Origin of the sequence: Hydrogenophaga defluvii (assembly GCF_042665235.1) — a bacterium.
Lineage (GTDB): Bacteria > Pseudomonadota > Gammaproteobacteria > Burkholderiales > Burkholderiaceae_C > Hydrogenophaga > Hydrogenophaga defluvii_A.
Map to the genome: position 1 here is coordinate 1 of NZ_JBHTBZ010000016.1, position 19,298 is coordinate 19,298.

Consider the following 19,298-nt stretch of genomic DNA (forward strand, 5'->3'; position numbering starts at 1 on the left):
CGCTGGCGCGGATGCGGGTGTCCTCGGTGATGGCGCCGCTGTCGTCTTGGGGCACATTGAGGTCGGCGCGGATGAAGACGCGTTGGCCTTGGGCACGGCCTTGGGCACACAGGTCGGAGAAACGGATGAAGTTCATGGCGGTGGCAACTGGGCAGAAAGTGTGCAAAAAGGGGTCAGCGGAGGATTGTAGGAGTCACACTTTTCGTCAGCCTTTCAAGGGCGAAACGGTTGCCGGGCTACCGCACAAAAAGTCAAAAGCGAAACCACCGTGTACGTGGTCTTGCTTACTAGGGTTTGCACCGGATGCCCACCTACAATGGCGCACCCTCGGGCCGGCAGGCGCCGGGCTCGAACCCATTGGAGACGCATCGCACATGTCACAGGATCAGGAAAACAAGCGCGCCGAGCTGCGCCGGGCCGCCCTCGAGTACCACGAGTTCCCCACGCCCGGCAAAGTGGCCATTGCCGCCACCAAGCAGCTGACCAACCAGCGTGACCTGGCCCTGGCCTATTCGCCCGGCGTGGCCGCACCCTGCGAAGAAATCGTGGCCGACCCGGCCAACGCCTTCAAGTACACCAGCCGGGGCAACCTGGTGGCCGTCATCACCAACGGCACGGCCGTGCTGGGTCTGGGCGACATCGGCCCGCTGGCGTCCAAGCCGGTGATGGAGGGCAAGGGCGTGCTGTTCAAGAAGTTCGCCGGCATCGACGTTTTCGACATCGAGATCAACGAAAAAGACCCCGAGAAACTGGTCGAGATCATCGCCTCGCTGGAGCCCACCTTCGGTGGCATCAACCTCGAAGACATCAAGGCGCCCGACTGCTTCTACGTGGAGCGCAAGCTGCGCGAGCGCATGAAGATCCCGGTTTTCCACGACGACCAGCACGGCACCGCCATCTGCGTGGGCGCGGCCATCATGAACGGCCTCAAGGTCGTGGGCAAAGACATTGCCAACGTCAAGCTGGTCACCTCGGGCGCTGGCGCCGCCGCGCTGGCCTGTCTGAACCTGCTGGTCAAGCTGGGCATACCGCGCAAAAACATCTGGGTGACCGACCTGGCCGGTGTGGTCTACGACGGGCGCACCGAGCTGATGGACGAGGACAAGATCCAGTTCGCCCAGAAGACCGATCAGCGCACCTTGTCGCAGGTGATTGAAGGCGCCGACATTTTCCTGGGCCTGTCCGCCGGCGGTGTGCTCAAGAAGGAGATGGTGGCCAAGATGGCGGCCAAGCCGGTCATCATGGCGTTGGCCAATCCGAATCCTGAGATTTCCCCTGAAGACGTGAAGGCGGTGCGCGACGACGCCATCATCGCCACCGGCCGCACCGACTACCCCAACCAGGTCAACAACGTCCTGTGTTTTCCCTACATCTTCCGCGGCGCGCTCGACGCCGGCGCCTCCACCATCACCGATGAGATGGAAATTGCGGCCGTGCACGCTATCGCCGAACTGGCCCAGGCCGAGCAGAGCGAGGTGGTGGCCGCAGCCTACGCCGGCGAAAAGCTGGCCTTTGGCCCCGAGTACCTGATCCCCAAGCCCTTCGACCCGCGTCTCATGATGAAGATTGCGCCAGCGGTGGCGCAGGCGGCGGCCGACAGCGGCGTGGCCCAGCGCCCCATCGCCGATCTGGCGGCCTACCGCGACAAGCTGCAAAGCTTCGTGTTCGCCTCGGGCACCATGATGAAGCCCATCTACGCGGCGGCCAAGCGTGCGGCCAACAAGCGCATTGCTTACGCCGAGGGTGAAGAAGAACGCGTGTTGCGTGCCTGCCAGGTGGTGGTGGACGAAGGCTTGGCCCGGCCCACGCTGATCGGCCGCCCGGCCGTGATCGCGCAGCGCATCGAAAAGTTCGGCTTGCGCCTCAAGGAGGAGCTGGACTACGACGTCGTCAACGTCGAGCAGGACCACCGCTACCGCGACTTCTGGCAGACCTACCACCAGCTTATGGAGCGCAAGGGCGTGACCGTGCAGTTGGCCAAGATCGAGATGCGCCGCCGCCTCACACTGATTGGCGCCATGCTGCTGCGCAAGGGCGAGGTCGATGGCCTGATCTGCGGCACCTGGGGCACCACCCAGCAGCACCTGGTGCACATCGACCAGGTGATCGGCAAGGCAGAAGGCGGCAGCCCCAGCACCCAGCAGGACGTGCGCATCTACGCCTGCATGAACGCGCTGATGTTGCCTGGCCGCCAGGTGTTCCTGGTCGATACGCACGTCAACCACGACCCCAGCGCCGAAGAGTTGTGCGAAATCACCGTGATGGCGGCCGAGGAAATGCTGCGGTTTGGCATCCAGCCGAAGGCGGCGCTGTTGAGCCACTCCAACTTTGGCAACAGCGACCAGCCCAGCGCCATCAAAATGCGCCGCACCCTGGCGCTGCTGCGCGAACAGGCGCCCTGGCTGGAAGTGGACGGCGAAATGCACGGCGATCTGGCCCTCGATGGTGCCGCCCGCAAGGCCCTGATGCCCAACAGCACCGTCAGCGGTGACGCCAACCTGCTGGTCTTCCCCAACATGGACGCGGCCAACATCGCCTACAACCTGCTCAAGACAGCGGCGGGCGGCAACATCGCCATTGGCCCGGTGCTGCTGGGCGCGGCCAAACCGGTGCATGTGCTGACCGCCAGCACCACGGTGCGCCGCATCGTCAACATGACGGCGCTGACGGTGGCCGATGCCAATGCGATGCGACAAGCCTGATCAAAGAAGTTTGCGCACACAAACTTTTCTGTAACCAGGCAATTTTGTCCGCGATGCCCTGCCCGCTTTCAGGGCATGGGCTTGCGTTTCTGTCGCATTTCAGGCACACTTGCAGGCTTGAATTTAAGGGTTAACCCGGGCTCGCAAACCCTTGGTCAACACATGGTTGGCAGGGCTTTCGGACCGGGTTGATTGCGTCAGGAGCAGGGTTTTTTTCATGAACCGGAAAAAGGCTGGGGCCAAGGCCTGGGTGGCGGTGGCCGCGTTGGCGGTGGCTGCGGTGTTGGGTGTGCAGGCGCGCACCTCGCCCGAGGCGTCTTCCCCGCTGGTCACCCGCGCCCCGTCGGACACCATCGCGCTGGCAGCGTTGCCACCCCAAGGACGGGATGTGATGGTCCAGATCAGGCAAGGCGGCCCTTTCCGGTACGAGAAAGACGGGACGGTGTTTGGCAACCGCGAGCGTTTGTTGCCCCGGCACAAACGTGGTTTCTACCGCGAGTACACGGTGCCTACCCCCGGCCTCAGCCACCGCGGTGCCCGTCGCATCGTTTGTGGTGGCACCCAGGTTCAGACGCCCGAGGCCTGTTATTACACCGAAGACCACTACGCGAGCTTCAAGCGCATCGTGCAGTGATCGGAGACAGATTTTTAACTTTTAGTTATGGAAAGTGAGACGGAGATGGACACGCCACTTCGTACGGTTCGCACCAACATCGTTCAGTCGATTCGCGCCTACAGCATCAAAGACCTTCAGGCGGCTGCGGAGCAGCTGGGTCACCACTTTTTGTACGCCAACCTGGCCACGGCCCAGAGCAAGCAGGACGTGCTCGACCTGATCGCCGCCCAGTACACCCTGCCGTCCACGTTCGGCAAGAACTTCGACGCGCTCTACGACAGCATGACCGACCTGGTGCACAAGTCGGGTCCGCAGACGGGTTTCATCGTGGTGCTGGAGCACATTCCGGCCCACGCTAAATTCGACAAGGAAGCGCGCGAGCAGCTGCTCGACATTTTCCGCGACGTGGCCGATTACTGGTCCGACCGGAAAATCCCGTTCCGTTGCTTTTACTCGTTCTCCGTGGCCCGCTCGCCCAAGGGCGAAACCGTGGAGGCGGCCGCCGACGAACCCATGCCCACCGACAAGTTGGTGGACGTGAGCCCCATGGCGCTGCGCATGAGCAGCCCGTTCAACGCCGGGTACTGGCTGGCTGCGGCCTGATCTGCCGCTCACTGCCAAAAGCCGCTGCAAACGCAGCGGCTTTTTTACGCCTGCACAGCTTGTGCGAGCGCAACGTACTCGTGCACAGGCACTTCTTCAGCTCGGCGCTGCAGGTCGAATGTGCCGCTGAACTGTTGGGCTTCCAGCCACTTGCCCAGGCTGTGGCGCAGCAGTTTGCGGCGCATGCTGAAGGCCACCTGCACCATGTCTTCAAGCAGTTGGGGGTTGAGCGCGGGCGGCGTGGCCAGCGGCACCATGCGTACCACCGCGCTGTCCACCCGAGGGGGTGGGTCAAAACTTTCGGGTGGCACGAACAACACGTCCTCCATGTCGTAGCGCCACTGCAGCATCACGCTCAGGCGCCCATACTGTGCGGTGGCCGGGCGCGCCACCATGCGATCAATCACCTCTTTTTGCAGCATGAAGTGCTGGTCCAGCACCACGTCGGCCACGGGCAGCAGGTGAAACAGGATGGGGCTTGAGATGTTGTAGGGCAGGTTGCCCACGACGCGCAGCCGGCCTTTCTGAGCGGCCATCGCTCGGAAATCCACCCTCAGCACGTCCGATTCGATCACCTCCAGTTGGGGGTGCTTTCGCAATTGCGCCGCGAGGTCGCGGTCAAGTTCGACCACGGTCAACCGCCCCAGCCGCTCCACCAGCGGTTGGGTGAGTGCCGCCAATCCGGGGCCAATTTCGACCATGGCGTCGCCGGGGCGCGGCCCGATGGCCTGGACGATGGCATCGATGATGCCGCCGTCGCTCAGGAAGTGCTGCCCGAAACGTTTGCGGGCCTGGTGTTTCATCGCGGCGGCTCGCGGTATTCCACGTAGGCTTTGGCGCGCAGGTCGCGTGCCCACTCGGCGTAAGCGCGCTCCAGCATCGCCTCGCGCACCTGGGGGCGCGCGGCGTCGCGTTTTTCGTTCAGGCCCAGCTTGGTTTGTCGGCGCTCCAGCACCTGAATCAGGTGCACACCAAAACGCGAGATGATCGGTTCGGACACCTCGCCCGGGGCAAGTGCGTTCATGGCGTTTTCAAACTCCGGCACGTACAGGCCGGGGTTGGCCCAGCCCAGATCGCCGCCGGCTTTGGCGGAGCCGTCCTGGCTGTGTTCGCGGGCCAGGGTCGCAAAGTCGGCTTTGCCGCTGACGATGTCGTTGCGCCAATTGCGCATCTGCTCGGTCGCCGCCTGAGGCGTCGTCTGGCGTGACGCGCGCAGCAGGATGTGGCGGGCGCGGGTTTGGGTGACGGTGGCATCGACAGGGGCCGTTGTGGTGCTTTTGCGCTCCAGCACTTTGAGCACATGGAAGCCGGCACCACTGCGCACCGGGCCGGCCACTTCGCCCGGTTTGAGGCTGCGGGTGGATTCGATGAACAGCTCGGGGTAGCGGTCGGCCGTGCGCAAGCCCATGGCGCCACCTTGTTGGCGCTCGGGTCCCTCCGAGAACTCCTGCGCCAGCTTGGCGAAGTCTTCACCCGCTGAGGCGCGTTCGCTGGCGCGCATGGCGCGGGCCAGGCGCGAAGCCACCTCGGCGGGTGCAGCCCTTTCGGGCAGCGCCACCAGGATGTGACCCAGGTTGACTTCTTCTGGACCCGCGGGTGCCGCGGGTTGGCTTTGCAGGTAGTTGTCCACGTCGCGGTCGGTCACGCGCAGCGTGGCCTCGACTTCGCGTTCGCGCAGGCGCTGCAGGGTGATCTGTCGGCGAATTTGCTCACGCAGGCGGCTGCTGTCCATGCCTTCGCGGGCCAGCCGCTCGCGGAAGGTCTTGAGATCCATCTGGTTCTGCTCGGCCACTGCCGCTTCGGCCTGGTCGAGCACCGCTGGTTCGATCTTGATGCCTATTTCTTCGGCGCGTTGCAGCTGGGCTTGTTCCACCACCAGCAGCTCCAGCACTTCGCGCAGCAAGGCGTCGCGCGGTGGCACCGCTTCGCCACGCTCTCGCAACTGCCGTTCGACAGAGGCGGCGCGGTCGCGCACCTCGTTGGCGGTGATGGGCACGCTGTTGACCACGGCGGTGATGTGATCGGCCTCCCGGGCGCCGGCGGGCGGCGCGGCCAACAGGTTGGCGCCGCCGCTGGGCAGGCGCAGTGTCTGTGCGGACGCCAGGCCACAGGTCAGCGCCAGCGCGGCCCACACCAAGGTGCGTCGCACAGGTTCACTCATAGCGGCTGAAGCGCGACGGCGGGTTGATTTCTTCACGCAGGTACTGGTAGCGGGGCACATTGTCTTTGAGCGTCTTCAGTGGGTTGGAACCGACGCGGGTGAAGCCCACGAATTCCAGTTGGAACAAGATGCGGCGGTTGGCCGAGTTGAGGCTGCGCTGCAGGCTTTCGACCACCACCCGGCCGATCCAGCAACCCGCATCGTACTCAAAGCCCGCCACGAGATCGACCACCTTGCGGTCAGGCACGCTGTAGTTGACGCGGCCCACGCTGTACCAGCGGCCGGCGCCCAGACCGCCGCCGGCCTCGCGGCTGTCGGGCAGGTCGCCGCCCCAGCTCAGCGGCCATTGCCAGCCCACATCGAGCTGCTCGCTGGTGCCCCGTTGCAGGCGGTAGGCGGCACTGACGACGCGGTAGTCGCCCGGCGTGTGCCGCGCGCTGAGGGTGGTGCGCACCGACTCCTGGCTCTTGGGGTTGAACTGCACGTTGGACTCGAAGGACCACTGTGGTGTCCAGTTCAGCCGCGCACCCACCAGGATGTCGCTCAGGCGCTCGGCCACCGGCTGGGCGCCCGGCAGAAACACGTTCTGGTCGCTCAGGCGCACACGCTGAGCGACCCCAAACTTGGCCAGCTCCCGGCCACTGCCGGGGTCGATCAGCCGCGAGGTGGCACCCAGCGTCAGCACGTGGGCGTCGGCAATGCGGTCTTGGCCACCGTAGGGGTTCTCGGTGTAGATGGTGGCGAGGTTGAAGTCGAAGGCCGCCGCGTCGTAGTTGGGCAGCAGGCGCTGGTCTTTGTAGGGCGTGTGGGCGTAGAACACCCGGGGCTCCAACGTCTGGGTCACGTCGCGGCCAAAAAATCGGGTGTCGCGCTCATAAAACAGGCCCGTGTCGACGCTGAAGGTGGGCAACACCCGCGAGGCGGTGCGGCGCCCGTCTGCCATGGCGGCTTGTGTCTGGTATTGCGTGGCATGCACTTGCAGGCGGGGCGTCAGGTACCAAGCGGGCGTGGCCCAGGTGCGCGAAATGGCGCCGATGCCCAGCAAGCGGGTGCCGTCCAGGTTGTTGCCCGTCTGGATGCGGTCAGACGAAAACCGCGTGGCTTCGGTGTGCAGGGACCAGTCCCACCCGCGTCCACCGGCCAGGGTCTGGTCGGTCTGGGCAAACCGGGCGGTGAGCGATGGCAGGCGGTCAAAGGGTGCCACGATGGGCGCATCAACGTCCTGCAGCGTTTGCCAGCGGTAAGCGCCGGCCGAAACAGCCCAGGGGCCACGTGACCACGACAACACGCCTTCGTTGGCCAGCAAGCGCGAGGTCAGCGAGGTCATGCTGCGCGGAAAGTCGCGCCAGTAGTCGTCGTCGCTGACGCGGTTGAGGTTGAGGCGCAGGCCCACCGGGCCCAGCCCCAACGGTGTGTCCAGCACCTGGTTGTGTTGTGCGGCGTAGGCCCAGCGGCTGCTGTCGCGCAGCTTGTCGTCGGGCATGTAGGCACCCCGCAGCTGGCCGTGGTAGCGGGTGTCCAGGTAGCGGTACTCGCCGGCCAGATCGATGCCCCGGCGCGACATCAGGGTCGGGTACAACGTGGCGTCGCGTTGCGGGCTGAGGTTCAGGTAGTACGGCAGCGTCAGTTCCAGCCCGCTGATGTTGTCGATGTTCAGCGTCGGCGGCAGCAGGCCGGACTTGCGCTTGTCGCTGATCGGGAAACTCAGGTAGGGCGCTGCCAGCAACGGCACGTCCTTGAACTTCAGCACGCCGTTGGTGGCGTAGGCCACCTCTTCGGCCTGGTCAAACTCGATGCTGGCGGCGCTGACGACCCAATCGGGCAGCCAGCTCGGACCGGGGCGGCGCGTGCAGGTCGTGTAGCTGGCCCGGCGGGCCACCGAGCGGTTCTCGTCAATGAAGTCCAGCCGTTCGGCCTCACCCTGGCCGCCGCGCAGCAGCGAAAACGTGGGCTGCAAGAAAAACCCGGTGTGGGTGTCGAGTTGCAGTTGCAGCTCGGGGCCTTCGTAGAGGTTGCCATCGCGCACGATGCGGACCTGGCCCTGCGCGTGCAACTGCTGGTCGGTTTCGTTGTAGTCGAGCTTGTCGGCGCGGACCACGGCGTCGTGGCGGCGCAGCACCACCTCGCCTTCCAGCGTGGTCACGCCGTTGCCGCTGCCGCTCATGCGTTGGGCCGACACAAAACTGGGCGCCAGCCGTTGCGCGTCGGGCGTCAGCCGGTCGAGCAGCTGCCACGACGGTTGGAGCTGCAGCGCCGGTGGCTCGTCGGCCGGTGTTTGTGCGTGCGCCACGCCCGATGCCGTCAGCACCATGGCACCGGCGAGGCCGCCGCGCCGCACGGCCTGACGCACCGCAGCGGCGATCCGACCCAAGGCGGGCGCAGCAGAGGGGGTGTGGGGCTGACGGGAGCGTTTCAAGGCAGACCTGGGCATCGTGGCGCGCGGGTGGGGTTGGCGGCCGTTTGTAGAATCGTCGCGGATTATCCTATGGCCGCGTGTGGTGCCCTTACCTGCGGCTGCCCCACTTTTTTTCACGCGCCATGTCCTCCTCTTCTATTGCCTGGTCCGATCCCCAACGCCAACAGGCCTTTGAGCGATGGTTGGCGCAGGTGGCGCTCGCCCATGGACTGGCGCCCGAGACCCTGCGCGTGGCCTCTGCCGACGCGTCTTTTCGCCGCTACTTCCGCATCGATGATGCCCAGGGCGGCAGCCACATCGTCATGGACGCGCCGCCCAGTGTTGAAAACAGCGAACCCTTTGTGCGCATCGCGCGGCTGCTGGGGTCGGCGGGCCTGAACGTGCCGCAAGTGCGGCAGTGGGACGAGACGCAGGGCTTCATGCTGCTCAGCGACCTGGGCAACAGCACCTTGCTGGAACACCTGGACCCGGAGCGCCCTGATGCGGCATTGCCCTGGTTTGGCCACGCCACCGACAGCCTGCTGCGTTTGCAGCAAGCCTCCCGCGCCGGTGTCTTGCCTGCCTACGACGAGGCTTTGCTGCGCCGCGAACTGCAGCTTTTTCCCGACTGGTACCTCGACAAACACAAAGGCGCGGTGCTGGACGACAAGGAGCGCCAGACCTTGTTGTCGGCCTTCGACCAAATCGTCAAGGTCAACCTGGCCGCGCCCCAGGTGTTTGTGCACCGCGACTTCATGCCCCGCAACCTGATGGCACCAGCGGGTGCGCCCGACGCCGACAGCGCCCGCGTGCTCGGTGTGCTGGATTTTCAGGACGCGGTTTATGGCCCCATCACCTACGACATCGCCAGCCTCATGCGCGACGCCTTCCTGAGTTGGGAAGAGCCTTTTGTCATCGACGTCACCGTGCGTTACTGGGAGAAGGCCCGCAAGACCGGCCTGCTGGACTTCGACGGCTGGAGCGAGGACTTCGGCGCCTTCTACCGCGCGGTGGAGTGGATGGGCCTGCAGCGCCACCTCAAGGTGGCCGGCATTTTTGCCCGTTTGACCCTGCGCGACGGCAAGCCCAAGTACTTGGCCGACACGCCGCGTTTTATCCAGTACATCCGCCACACCGCCAGCCGCTACCGCCAGCTCGGCCCACTGCTGCAAGTGATCGACCGGGTCGAGGGCCTGGAGGGCCTGAGCGGCTACGCTTTTGGGCGCGTTTGAGCCACCGCAGCCATGCCGCGTTTTTTTTGCCCTGCCAACCTGCACACCGGCGCCGAGTTGTTGCTGCCCCCTGGGGCCGCACGGCATGTGCAGGTGCTGCGCCTGCAGCCTGGCGATGACATCACCTTGTTCAACGGCCACGGAGGCGAATTTCAGGCCCGCGTGGTGCGCATGGGACGCAGCGACGTGGTGGTGCAGGTGGGCGCCCACCTGGCCATCGAACGTGCGTCCGCGCGCCCGGTGACGTTAGCCATAGGCATGCCTGCCAATGAGCGCATGGACTGGCTGGTGGAGAAGGCCACCGAACTGGGCGTGGCTCACATACAGCCGCTGCTGACCGAGCGCTGTGTGCTGCGGCTCAAGGGTGAGCGCGCCGAGAAGAAGGTGGCGCACTGGCAGGCGGTGGCCGAAGCCGCCTGTGAGCAGTCAGGCCGCAACCGCGTGCCCCTGGTGGCGCCGGTGCGCGAACTGCCGGCCTGGCTGGCGACCTTGCCAGCAGCGGGGGACCGCTGGGTGTTGTCCTTGCGCGATGGGGTGCGCCCGGCGCCCACCCTGTTGGCCGCACAACCGGCATCGTTGTGTGTGGCGTTGGGCCCCGAGGGCGGCCTCAGCACCAGCGAGGAGGACCGGTTGTTGGCGGCCGGTTTTGTGCCGGCCAGCCTGGGGCCGGCGGTGCTGCGGTCTGAGACGGCGGCCCTGGCGGCGCTGGTGTTGGCCAGCGCCTGATCCCGCCCGCCTTCAGCGCCGGGCGTACACGGCCGATGGGTGGGTGTACACCAAGTCCAGTGGGTAGCGGCGCCCAGCGTGGTGGTCCAGCACACACTGCAGCAGCACCGGCGTGCGGTGGCTTGGCGCGCTGGCACGCACCTCGTCAAGTGTCATCCAGACCGTGCGCACGATGCCGCTGTCGAGTGCCCGTCCGGCTTCGAACGTGCCCAACTCGCCGCTGAAGGCCAGCCGCAGGTAGGTGATGCCTTGAGGCTGCGCGGGTGTGGCGGCTGCGTGGGTGAGGTACAGGCCCACCAGCGCCGTGGGCGTGAAGTGGTGGGCCGTTTCTTCCAGCGCCTCGCGCGCGCAACCATCTTCAGGCCGCTCGCCGGGGTCGAGGTGACCGGCCGGGTTGTTCAGTCGCAGGCCGTCGGGGGTGTGTTCCTCCACCAGCAGGTAGCGGCCATCGCGTTCGATCACCGCGGCCACGGTGACGTGGGGTTTCCAGCGTTCTGTCATGCGCCCGGATTATCCGGGTCGTCTGCTGGCACGGGGTCGAGCCCGGCCTGAGGCAGCAACAAGGCAAAGCGGCAACCCTGGCCGGTGTCGCTGGTCAGGGTGACCTGGCCACCATGGCGCACGGCCACGGTTTTGACGAAGGGCAGTCCCAGGCCCGTGCCCTCCGTGCGAATGCCCTGCTGCACGCGGTAAAACGGCCGGAACAGGTGCACCTGCGCCTCGCGTGAGATGCCCGGACCTTCGTCCTGAATCCACACTTCCCAGAATGTGCCTTGGGCCTGGACGCCACAGCGCACGCGGGTGCCTTCGGGCGAATACTTGATGGCATTGCCCACCAAGTTGGCCAGCGCGCGCGCGAACAGCTCGCGGTCCACCAGGCTCTCCTTGAGGTCGTGTGGTCCGACGAACTCCAGTTTGATGCGCTTGGCCTGCGAGGGCTCCCAGGCGTCGTCCATGGCTTCACTGAGCAGGTCGTTGAGGTTGTACGCCTCCAGCTCGTAGTCGCGCGATTGCGCGCGCACCAGGTTGATGAAGTCATCCGACAAGGCGAGCGCCTTGCGCGCATGGCGCTCGATGCGGTCCTGGAACTGCGCCGGGCTCATGGCCTCGGGGTCTTGTCGCAGCAGATCCACCAAGGTCAGGATGGCCGACTGTGGCGAGCGCATGTCGTGGCTCAGAAAGTGCATCGCGTCATCGCGCTGGCGCTGTTCGGTGCGCATCCGGGTCACGTCCACCAGGCTCAGAATCCAGCCCGTGTGCACGCCGCTGGCGCTGAAGGACGGTGCCCATTTCACCAGCAGATCGCGCCCTCGGCGGTCGAGTGCTTCCAGCGACCCGGGTTCCAGCGTGGCGTGGCGCAAGTGGTCGGCGAGGTGGTGGGGCAGGCCCTCGCGGCTGACCAGGTCGTCGGTCAGGCGGTGCAGTGGGCGCCCGCTGAGGTCTTGTTCGTGGTGCGCGTTGAAATGGCGTGCGGCGGCGGCGTTGGCCAGGGCGATGTGCAGGTCGGTGTCGCACACCAGCGTCGCATCGGGCAAGCCGTTGAGGCTGTCGCTGACAAAGCGGTGCAGGTCGCGCAGCTGGTGGGTCACGCTGGTCAGGGCTTCGATGCGGCGGTCGAGGAAGTCGCCGCGCGATGGCCGCCGGCGCGACGACAAGGGCAGACCGAGGCCGCTGTTTTGAAAGTGCCGGTACTCGGCCACCAGGTAGCGGGTGGCGGCATCCATGCGGCGCCAGCTCCACAACACGTAGGACACGGCCAGCCCAAGCGCACCGGCCACCGGCCCCAGTTGCACCTGCAGCCACAAACCGCTGACCACCGTGGCCATTGCCATCAAGGCCATCAGGCCGACGCACAGCAACAGCCCGGCCAGTGGCGAGGTGAACGCCAATGCGGACAGCGCCAGCAGCACCGGCAGGATGTTGAACAAGGTGTTGACCCATGCGGGTGCTTGCACCAGGGTCACGTTCTGCAACAACGCGTCCACCAGGTTGGCGGTGATTTCCACACCGGGCATGAGGCGCTGTGCGTCGGTGACCGGCGTGGCGTACAGGTCTCCGATGCCGGTGGCGGTGGCGCCCACCAGCACCAGCTTGCCGCGAAAGGTCTCGGGTGGCACCGTGCCGTCGAGCACGTCCACGTAGGCGTAACGCTGAAAGCTGCCGGGTGGCCCGGCAAAGGCGATGTTGATTGGGTGGCTGCGCTGCCACGCCAGCACCTGGCGCGACACGGGGTCGAGCGTGCTGGGCTCCACCGTGGGCGAGCCGGGCAGCGCCTTGTCAAGCGGCCAGTGGCCGCCGAGCCGCAACAGATCCACACCAAAGTGGTTCCACCACAAGGGGTCTTGGCCTTCGCGCAGATAGACCTGTCGGGCCACGCCGTCTTCGTCCACCGGCAGGTGCACATGCCCGATGGCGGCCGCCTGTTTGGCAAACTCAATCAGTGGTTGCACCGCGACCGCCTGCCCGCCCATGTTCTGCATCATCATGGGCAACACGACCTTGCCACTGTGTTGCCGTGCCTGGGCAAGGTGGTGGTCGTTTTCGGGTTGCCGCGAATCGGGCTCGGAGAGCAGCAGGTCCAGACCAATGGCCGCCGGCTCGCCGGCGCTGATGCGTTCGATCAGCCCGGCATGCAAGGTGCGTGGCCATGGCCAACGGCCCAGCGTGGCGATGCTTTTGTCGTCTATGCCCACCAGCACCACCGGGCTTTGCGACACGTCACGCGGCAACATGCGAACCAGCGCGTCCTGCAGCAGCCGGTCGGCGCGGGCCAGCAGACTGGTGTGCTGCAGGCCCACGATCATGAGCAACACGGCCGCTGTCATGAGCAGCCATTCGCCCCAGCGCACGTGGCGGTAAGACCGGCGCTCGGGCATGGAAGGGTTCAACGAGGCTGTTGCAGCGGGCTGTTGCCCGTGCCAATCGTGTTGTCGCCGCCCTTGACTGGCTGGTTGTCCTCTGTGCGCAATCCGGTGTTGTTCGGCGTCACACGGTGCACGGCCGACAGCCGGCTGGTGCGGCCTTGCGCATCGCGGCTTTGCCAGCGCAGGTAAACGTCTTGCGCACCGGCGGGCAAGGTCACCTGGCTGCCGCTTACCCAATCGTCGCTCAGCACGCGGGTGAAGCCGGCATCGGCGGCCAGTTGGACGCGGTAGCTCAACCCACTCCGAGGCGACCAGAAGGTGGTGTCGGCGTCCGTGCCTGCGGTTGGCGCGTCTGCACTCACCACAAAAGCGCTTGGAAGACTGAACGGCCCTTGTCGAGCGAGGGCGCCGGCCACCAGGCTGGCCACACGCCAGTGGTAGCTGCCTGGTGGCAACTGGGCCACATGCTCGCAACGGTCGGGCCGGGTGACGTCCACCAGTGGCTGCTTGAAGGACGTGTCGCTGGCGACCTGGATGCGGTAGCCAGCGACGTCGAGCAACTCGGTGCAACGCAGCGTCAGGCCGGAACCGCTGACGGTGGTGCCTGCGGCTGGCAGGCGGAACAGGGGCGCGGCCGGCGTGGCTTGCACCTGGAAATGGTGCTCAGCGGTTTGGCCCAACAGCCCAAGTGTGTCTAGGCCTTGAACGGTCAAGGTGTACTGGCCATCGTCCAGCGCCTGCCACAACACGGTGGGGTCGGTCACCCAGGCTTCGCGCAACACGGCACCCGGTGTGTCGGACCGCAGCACCCGCGCGCGGTAGGCCCGGGCCTGGGGCTGCGTTGGCAGGGCAAACGACACAAACTCGCCATCGTCCCAGGCGGTGGGCAGGGCCGACAGATCGGCTGCGGGCAACAGCGCGCCGCGTTGCAGGCCGCCTGTGGTGCCGACCCGCGCGCCGTCGCCGGCTGCCAGGGTGGTGGTCTGCCGGCGGTTGAGCAGGGACCGCACCGCGACCTTGCCAGAAGCGACTTCGCTGGTGGCCTCGTTGGGCGAGACCGACACGCCAAAACGCGTGCCACGGACGCTGGCCACCGCAATGGGGGTGTGAACGTCAAAACGGGTTTGTGGATGCTGCCGGGGCACCACGTCGCTTTCCACCCGTCCCGACAGCATGCGGATCACGGTGTGGCTTTGTTGTGTGCCGTCGTCACGGCGCAACCGCTCCAGCCGCGCGGTGGCGCCCGATGACAAGCCAAATGCCGATCCATCGGCGAGCTTCAGGCGCACAAAGGCCTTGTCGCGCACTTCGATCAGGGTACCTTCCGGCACCGTGGTGCCGGTGCGCAGCGTGCCGACCTGCTGGCCGTCTGGCCCGGTGGCCAGCACCTCACCTTGCACAAACACCACCGATGCGTTGGCCACAGGCAAGGCCGCAGCACCCGCAGGAACCTTCAGCACCTGACCGATGCGCAACTGGTGCGGGTTGGCCAGACGGTTGGCGTTTTGCAGCACACGCCACTGGGTGGCTTCACCGGTGTGTTGTTCTGCGATGGACCACAGCGTGTCACCGGCAACAACGCGATGTTGGGTGTCCGCCAGCGCGGGCCAGGCTGTCGCCACCAACAGCGTGGCCACAGCACCTTGGCAGGCGGTGCGTTTCAACCAGGCATCAGGCTTGCGACTGGGCAAGTTGGGCGTCGGCTTCATAGTCTTCGTTCCCTATCGATTCCAGCCGGTAGCCTTGGCCGTACACGGCGCTGAGGCGGTAGCCGTTTTCTGGCCGCAGGTTGAGCACACTGCGGATACGCGAAATGTGGGTGTCCAGCGAGCGCGACATCAGCTCGGTGCCCGGCGGGTTGGACGATCCCCAGAGGCTTTCCAGCAAGTGGCGGCGCGACAGCAGCCGGCCTTTGTTGCGGAACAGGAACAGGGCGATGTCGAATTCCTTCTGGGTCAGCAACACCGCCTTACCGTCTATTTCCAGCCGGGGGCCGATGGGCATGAATTTGTAGCGGCCCCACACCTGTTCGGTGGGCAAGGGCTCGGCGTACACGCGGCGCAGCAGCGCCTGCACCCGCGCCACCAGCTCGCCCACGCGCATGGGCTTGATCATGAAATCGTCGGCGCCACAGGACAGCCCCTCGACGATGTCACGCTCTTCACGCCGGTTGGTGAGAAACAGGATCGGGATGCGTTCCGTCAGGTTGTCCCTGATCCATTGGACAATTTCAGGCCCCGACATGTCGGGCAGGGACCAGTCCAGGACCAGCAGGTCATAAGACTCCCGTCGCAATTCCCGCAACAGGCTGTCTCCATCCTGAAAAACGTGGCAGTCGTGACCGACCGCCTGCAACGTGTATTTCGTCAACTCCAATTGGTCGACGTCATCGTCTAGTGCAGCGACTCGCATGTGATTTTCTCTCCCCTACCGTGCGCGATTGTGAATATTTTGTTCGCGCCGTGCCATAAATTTTAACGATATCACCTGTTTTTGTGTGAAAGGGCAGGGTGAACAATTGTCAATTCATGGTGCGCAATTTTGAACTTTGGCGGGCCGATTTGACTTCTCACCAGCGAGGCCGAGCCAGTAAGTTAGCATTCAGGTTCAACTCTCCAACTGGAGGAGACACACGCTCATTGGCATATCGACCAAGGTGGAGCGCGAGGCCGCCGGCATGATCGGCGGTTTTCTGTTGGTGCTCGACCTTCCCGTTGCTTTCAATCGGCCTCCCCTTTTGTTTTGAGGATCTCTCTATGACTTCTGGCGCATCCACAGAGACAGCCGCAGCCGGCGCGGCCGCCACCGCCGTGCAACGCATTGGTGTGCCCCGCGAAATCTTTCCGGGGGAAAAGCGGGTGGCCACCGTGCCCGATGTGGTGGCCAAGCTCATCAAGCTGGGCTTCCAGGTGGTGGTGCAGAGCGGCGCCGGTGATCTGGCCAACCTCAGCGATGACGACTACCGCGCGGCCGGTGCCAGCATTGCGTCGACAACGGCCGACTTGTGGAACGGCAGCGACATCGTCTTCAAGGTCCGCCCGCCGACCTCTGACGAGGTGGCGCTGATGCACGCAGGGCAGACCCTGATCGGCTTTGTCTGGCCGGCCCAGAGCCCCGACCTGATGCAGCAGCTTGCCGCCAGCAAAGTGACGGTGCTGGCCATCGATGCGTTGCCGCGCACGCTCAGCCGCGCGCAGAAGATGGACGCGCTGACGTCGATGGCGGGCGTCAGTGGTTACCGCGCCGTGGTCGAGGCGGCCAACGCGTTCGGCCGTTTCTTCAATGGCCAGATCACCGCCGCCGGCAAGGTGCCGCCGGCCAAGGTGTTCATCGCAGGTGCCGGTGTGGCGGGGCTGGCCGCCATCGGTGCGGCCGCCAGCCTGGGCGCCATCGTGCGCGCCAACGACACCCGCGCCGAGGTGGCCGACCAGGTGGTCTCGCTGGGCGGTGAGTTCGTGAAGGTGGACTACGAGGAAGAGGGCTCGGGTGGTGGCGGCTACGCCAAGGTCATGAGCGAAGGCTTCCAGGCCGCGCAGCGCGAGATGTACGCAAAGCAGGCGCGTGAGGTGGACATCATCATCACCACCGCGCTCATTCCCGGCAAGCCGGCACCCAAGCTCATCACCGCCGAGATGGTGCGCAGCATGAAGCCCGGCAGTGTGATCGTGGACATGGCGGCCGAACAAGGCGGCAACTGCGAACTCACCGTGCCTGGCGAAGCGGTGGTGCGCCACGGCGTCACCATCGTCGGCTACACCGACCTGGCTTCGCGCATGGCGCTGCAATCGTCCACGCTGTACGCGACCAACCTGTTCCGCCTTAGCGAAGAACTGTGCAAGACCAAGGACGGCGTGATCAACGTCAACATGGCGGACGACGCCATCCGTGGCCTGACGGTGATCAAAGACGGTGAAATCACCTGGCCGGCGCCGCCGATTGCTGCCGCCCCCAAGCCGCCGGCCAAGCCCGCAGTTGCCGCCCCCAAGGCGCCGGCCCATGGCCATGGCCCCGGTGAACCGATGTCGGCCAAGAGCCTGGCCATGGTGTTTGGTTTGGGTGCCGTGTTGTTCGCGCTGGTGGGCATGTACGCGCCGGCCTCCTTTCTGTCGCACTTCACGGTCTTCGTGCTGGCGTGCTTCGTGGGCTACATGGTGGTGTGGAACGTCACACCTTCGCTGCACACGCCGCTGATGAGCGTGACCAACGCCATCAGCTCCATCATCGCCATTGGGGCCCTGGTGCAAGTGGCGCCGCCGCTGGACGCGGCCGGTGCCGCCGACAGGCCCAACACACTGATCCTGGGCTGCGCCGTGCTGGCGCTGGTGCTCACCGCGATCAACATGTTCGGCGGCTTTGCCGTCACCCGCCGCATGCTGGCGATGTTCCGCAAATAAGAAGAGGACCGATCCCATGACCTCCAGTCTGGCCACCATGGCCTACATCGGCGCCACCATCCTGTTCATCCTCAGCCTGGGCGGCCTGTCCAACCCCGAAACCGCCCGCCGCGGCAACCTGTTCGGCATGGTCGGCATGACCATCGCCGTGCTGGCCACCGTGCTCGGTCCGCGTGTGACCGCCGCTGGCATTCCCTACATCGTTGGCGCGCTGGTCGTCGGCGGGGCCATTGGTCTCTTCGCTGCCAAAAAGGTGCAGATGACACAAATGCCCGAGCTGGTCGCACTCATGCACAGCCTGGTGGGCTTGGCGGCCTGTCTGGTGGGCTTTGCCAGCTATGTGGACACATCCACCGTGTTCGCCACCCCGGCCGAAAAAGCCATCCATGAGATGGAGATCTACGTCGGCATCCTGATCGGCGCGGTCACCTTCTCGGGCTCCATCATCGCCTTCGGCAAGCTCAGCGGGCGCATCGGTGGCAAGCCGCTGCTGCTGCCAGCGCGCCACTGGCTCAACCTGGCCGGCCTGCTGGTGGTCATCTGGTTTGGTCGCGAATTCCTGCATGCCCACGACATCCAGGCCGGCATGATGCCGCTGCTGGTGATGACCGTGATCGCGCTGCTGTTCGGCATGCACATGGTGATGGCCATCGGCGGCGCCGACATGCCGGTGGTGGTGTCCATGCTCAACAGCTACTCGGGCTGGGCGGCGGCGGCCACCGGCTTCATGCTCAGCAACGATTTGCTGATCGTGGTGGGCGCGCTGGTGGGCTCTTCGGGTGCGATCCTGAGCTACATCATGTGCCGCGCCATGAACCGCAACTTCGTCAGCGTGATCGCCGGGGGCTTCGGTGGCGGTGCTCCCGCACCCAAGGCAGCCGCAGGCGCCGCAGCCGAGCCGCAGGGCGAGGTGACACCGGTCAGCGCGGTGGAAACGGCCGAGATGCTGCGCGAAGCCAAAAACGTGGTCATCGTGCCCGGCTACGGTATGGCCGTGGCCCAGGCCCAGCACACGGTGTTCGAAATCACCAAGCTGCTGCGCGAGAAGGGCGTGAACGTGCGCTTCGGCATCCACCCGGTGGCGGGTCGCATGCCCGGCCACATGAACGTTCTGCTGGCCGAGGCCAAGGTGCCCTACGACATCGTGCTGGAAATGGACGAGATCAACGAGGACTTCCCCGACACCGACGTGACCATGGTGATTGGCGCCAACGACATCGTGAACCCGGCCGCGCAGGACGACCCCACCAGCCCCATCGCCGGCATGCCGGTGCTTGAAGTGTGGAAGGCCCGCACCAGCATCGTGATGAAGCGCAGCATGGCCAGCGGCTACGCCGGCGTGGACAACCCGCTGTTCTACAAAGAGAACAACCGCATGCTGTTTGGCGATGCCAAGAAGATGCTGGACGAGGTGCTGGGGGCGTTGCGGACCTGACCGGGCTCCGCCCGCTCTGGTCACGCAGGAGCCTTCGGGCTCCTTTTTTGTGCCGTTTTTAGACAGGCGTATCGGTTCGGCGTAGGGGAAAAACACGAAGCCTGACGTCCGACTGACGCGGCACAATGTGGCGAGTGGCTTGGCACAACACGGGTTGTGTCGCCTGTTTT

General features: G+C 65.5%; 14 protein-coding genes and 1 pseudogene. 7 read left to right on the plus strand and 8 right to left on the minus strand.

What is annotated here, in order from left to right:
- On the minus strand, positions 1-136 hold a 136-nt coding region (pgk, locus tag ACFQU0_RS07200), incomplete at its 3' end, for a phosphoglycerate kinase (RefSeq protein WP_382199658.1).
- A gap of 238 nt (positions 137-374) precedes the next feature.
- On the opposite strand from pgk, the gene ACFQU0_RS07205 reads away from it, so the two are divergent.
- From ACFQU0_RS07205 to ACFQU0_RS07215, 3 genes and pseudogenes are all read left to right on the plus strand, one after another.
- Entirely contained in the window at positions 375-2,702 is a 2,328-nt protein-coding gene (locus ACFQU0_RS07205) for an NADP-dependent malic enzyme (protein ID WP_382199497.1), read from the plus strand.
- A gap of 217 nt (positions 2,703-2,919) precedes the next feature.
- Complete coding sequence (locus ACFQU0_RS07210; protein WP_382199498.1) at positions 2,920-3,336, plus strand: guanyl-specific ribonuclease; 417 nt, start codon at positions 2,920-2,922, stop codon at positions 3,334-3,336.
- 27 nt (positions 3,337-3,363) lie between these two features.
- Positions 3,364-3,777 (plus strand): annotated as a pseudogene (locus tag ACFQU0_RS07215) (barstar family protein); the annotation flags it as partial.
- A gap of 188 nt (positions 3,778-3,965) precedes the next feature.
- Here ACFQU0_RS07215 and rsmA read toward each other — a convergent pair.
- Genes rsmA through ACFQU0_RS07230 form a run of 3 tightly spaced genes read right to left on the minus strand, consistent with a single transcriptional unit; the run spans position 3,966 to position 8,498 of the window.
- Positions 3,966-4,724 (minus strand): 16S rRNA (adenine(1518)-N(6)/adenine(1519)-N(6))-dimethyltransferase RsmA, encoded by a 759-nt coding sequence (rsmA, locus tag ACFQU0_RS07220; protein ID WP_382199499.1) that lies wholly within the window; start codon positions 4,722-4,724, stop codon positions 3,966-3,968.
- Complete coding sequence (locus ACFQU0_RS07225) at positions 4,721-6,082, minus strand: peptidylprolyl isomerase (protein ID WP_382199500.1); 1,362 nt, start codon at positions 6,080-6,082, stop codon at positions 4,721-4,723. The genes rsmA and ACFQU0_RS07225 overlap by 4 nt, the downstream gene beginning before the upstream one ends.
- Entirely contained in the window at positions 6,075-8,498 is a 2,424-nt protein-coding gene (locus ACFQU0_RS07230; protein ID WP_382199501.1) for an LPS-assembly protein LptD, read from the minus strand. Before ACFQU0_RS07230 ends, ACFQU0_RS07225 begins: the two co-directional genes overlap by 8 nt.
- 122 nt (positions 8,499-8,620) lie before the next feature.
- Here ACFQU0_RS07230 and ACFQU0_RS07235 point away from each other — a divergent pair, with 122 nt between their 5' ends.
- Both ACFQU0_RS07235 and ACFQU0_RS07240 read left to right on the plus strand, forming a co-directional pair.
- Positions 8,621-9,709 (plus strand): aminoglycoside phosphotransferase family protein, encoded by a 1,089-nt coding sequence (locus tag ACFQU0_RS07235; protein ID WP_382199502.1) that lies wholly within the window; start codon positions 8,621-8,623, stop codon positions 9,707-9,709.
- A gap of 12 nt (positions 9,710-9,721) precedes the next feature.
- Positions 9,722-10,435, plus strand: coding sequence for a 16S rRNA (uracil(1498)-N(3))-methyltransferase (locus ACFQU0_RS07240; RefSeq protein WP_382199503.1), 714 nt, complete (start codon positions 9,722-9,724; stop codon positions 10,433-10,435).
- A 12-nt stretch (positions 10,436-10,447) separates the two neighbouring features.
- Here the strand turns inward: ACFQU0_RS07240 and ACFQU0_RS07245 are convergent, their stop codons facing one another.
- From ACFQU0_RS07245 to ACFQU0_RS07260, 4 genes are read right to left on the minus strand one after another with little or no spacing between them, the layout of a single operon-like run.
- Positions 10,448-10,936 carry an NUDIX hydrolase gene (locus ACFQU0_RS07245; protein WP_382199504.1) on the minus strand — a complete coding sequence of 163 codons (489 nt, stop codon included), beginning with the start codon at positions 10,934-10,936 and terminating at the stop codon, positions 10,448-10,450.
- A complete protein-coding gene (locus ACFQU0_RS07250; RefSeq protein WP_382199505.1) occupies positions 10,933-13,311 on the minus strand; it encodes a CHASE2 domain-containing protein in 2,379 nt (792 codons plus the stop codon). The genes ACFQU0_RS07245 and ACFQU0_RS07250 overlap by 4 nt, the downstream gene beginning before the upstream one ends.
- Positions 13,312-13,319: 8 nt before the next feature.
- Positions 13,320-14,963 carry a FecR family protein gene (locus tag ACFQU0_RS07255; RefSeq protein ID WP_382199506.1) on the minus strand — a complete coding sequence of 548 codons (1,644 nt, stop codon included), beginning with the start codon at positions 14,961-14,963 and terminating at the stop codon, positions 13,320-13,322.
- A 7-nt stretch (positions 14,964-14,970) separates the two neighbouring features.
- Positions 14,971-15,711 (minus strand): response regulator transcription factor, encoded by a 741-nt coding sequence (locus tag ACFQU0_RS07260; RefSeq protein ID WP_382199507.1) that lies wholly within the window; start codon positions 15,709-15,711, stop codon positions 14,971-14,973.
- 344 nt (positions 15,712-16,055) lie between these two features.
- Between ACFQU0_RS07260 and ACFQU0_RS07265 the strand changes: the two genes are divergently transcribed.
- Both ACFQU0_RS07265 and pntB read left to right on the plus strand, forming a co-directional pair.
- Positions 16,056-17,693, plus strand: coding sequence for a Re/Si-specific NAD(P)(+) transhydrogenase subunit alpha (locus ACFQU0_RS07265; protein ID WP_382199508.1), 1,638 nt, complete (start codon positions 16,056-16,058; stop codon positions 17,691-17,693).
- A gap of 16 nt (positions 17,694-17,709) precedes the next feature.
- A complete protein-coding gene (gene pntB / locus ACFQU0_RS07270) occupies positions 17,710-19,128 on the plus strand; it encodes a Re/Si-specific NAD(P)(+) transhydrogenase subunit beta (protein WP_382199509.1) in 1,419 nt (472 codons plus the stop codon).
- Positions 19,129-19,298 lie beyond the last annotated feature (170 nt).

Coding starts and splice junctions, on each gene's coding strand:
- ACFQU0_RS07235 (WP_382199502.1), top strand. CDS start 8,621: ATGTCCTCCTCTTCTATTGCCTGGTCCGATCCCCAACGCCAACAGGCC.
- rsmA (WP_382199499.1), bottom strand. CDS start 4,724: ATGAAACACCAGGCCCGCAAACGTTTCGGGCAGCACTTCCTGAGCGAC.
- ACFQU0_RS07245 (WP_382199504.1), bottom strand. CDS start 10,936: ATGACAGAACGCTGGAAACCCCACGTCACCGTGGCCGCGGTGATCGAA.
- pntB (WP_382199509.1), top strand. CDS start 17,710: ATGACCTCCAGTCTGGCCACCATGGCCTACATCGGCGCCACCATCCTG.
- ACFQU0_RS07240 (WP_382199503.1), top strand. CDS start 9,722: ATGCCGCGTTTTTTTTGCCCTGCCAACCTGCACACCGGCGCCGAGTTG.
- ACFQU0_RS07210 (WP_382199498.1), top strand. CDS start 2,920: ATGAACCGGAAAAAGGCTGGGGCCAAGGCCTGGGTGGCGGTGGCCGCG.
- ACFQU0_RS07205 (WP_382199497.1), top strand. CDS start 375: ATGTCACAGGATCAGGAAAACAAGCGCGCCGAGCTGCGCCGGGCCGCC.
- ACFQU0_RS07260 (WP_382199507.1), bottom strand. CDS start 15,711: ATGCGAGTCGCTGCACTAGACGATGACGTCGACCAATTGGAGTTGACG.
- ACFQU0_RS07225 (WP_382199500.1), bottom strand. CDS start 6,082: ATGAGTGAACCTGTGCGACGCACCTTGGTGTGGGCCGCGCTGGCGCTG.
- ACFQU0_RS07265 (WP_382199508.1), top strand. CDS start 16,056: ATGACTTCTGGCGCATCCACAGAGACAGCCGCAGCCGGCGCGGCCGCC.
- ACFQU0_RS07250 (WP_382199505.1), bottom strand. CDS start 13,311: ATGCCCGAGCGCCGGTCTTACCGCCACGTGCGCTGGGGCGAATGGCTG.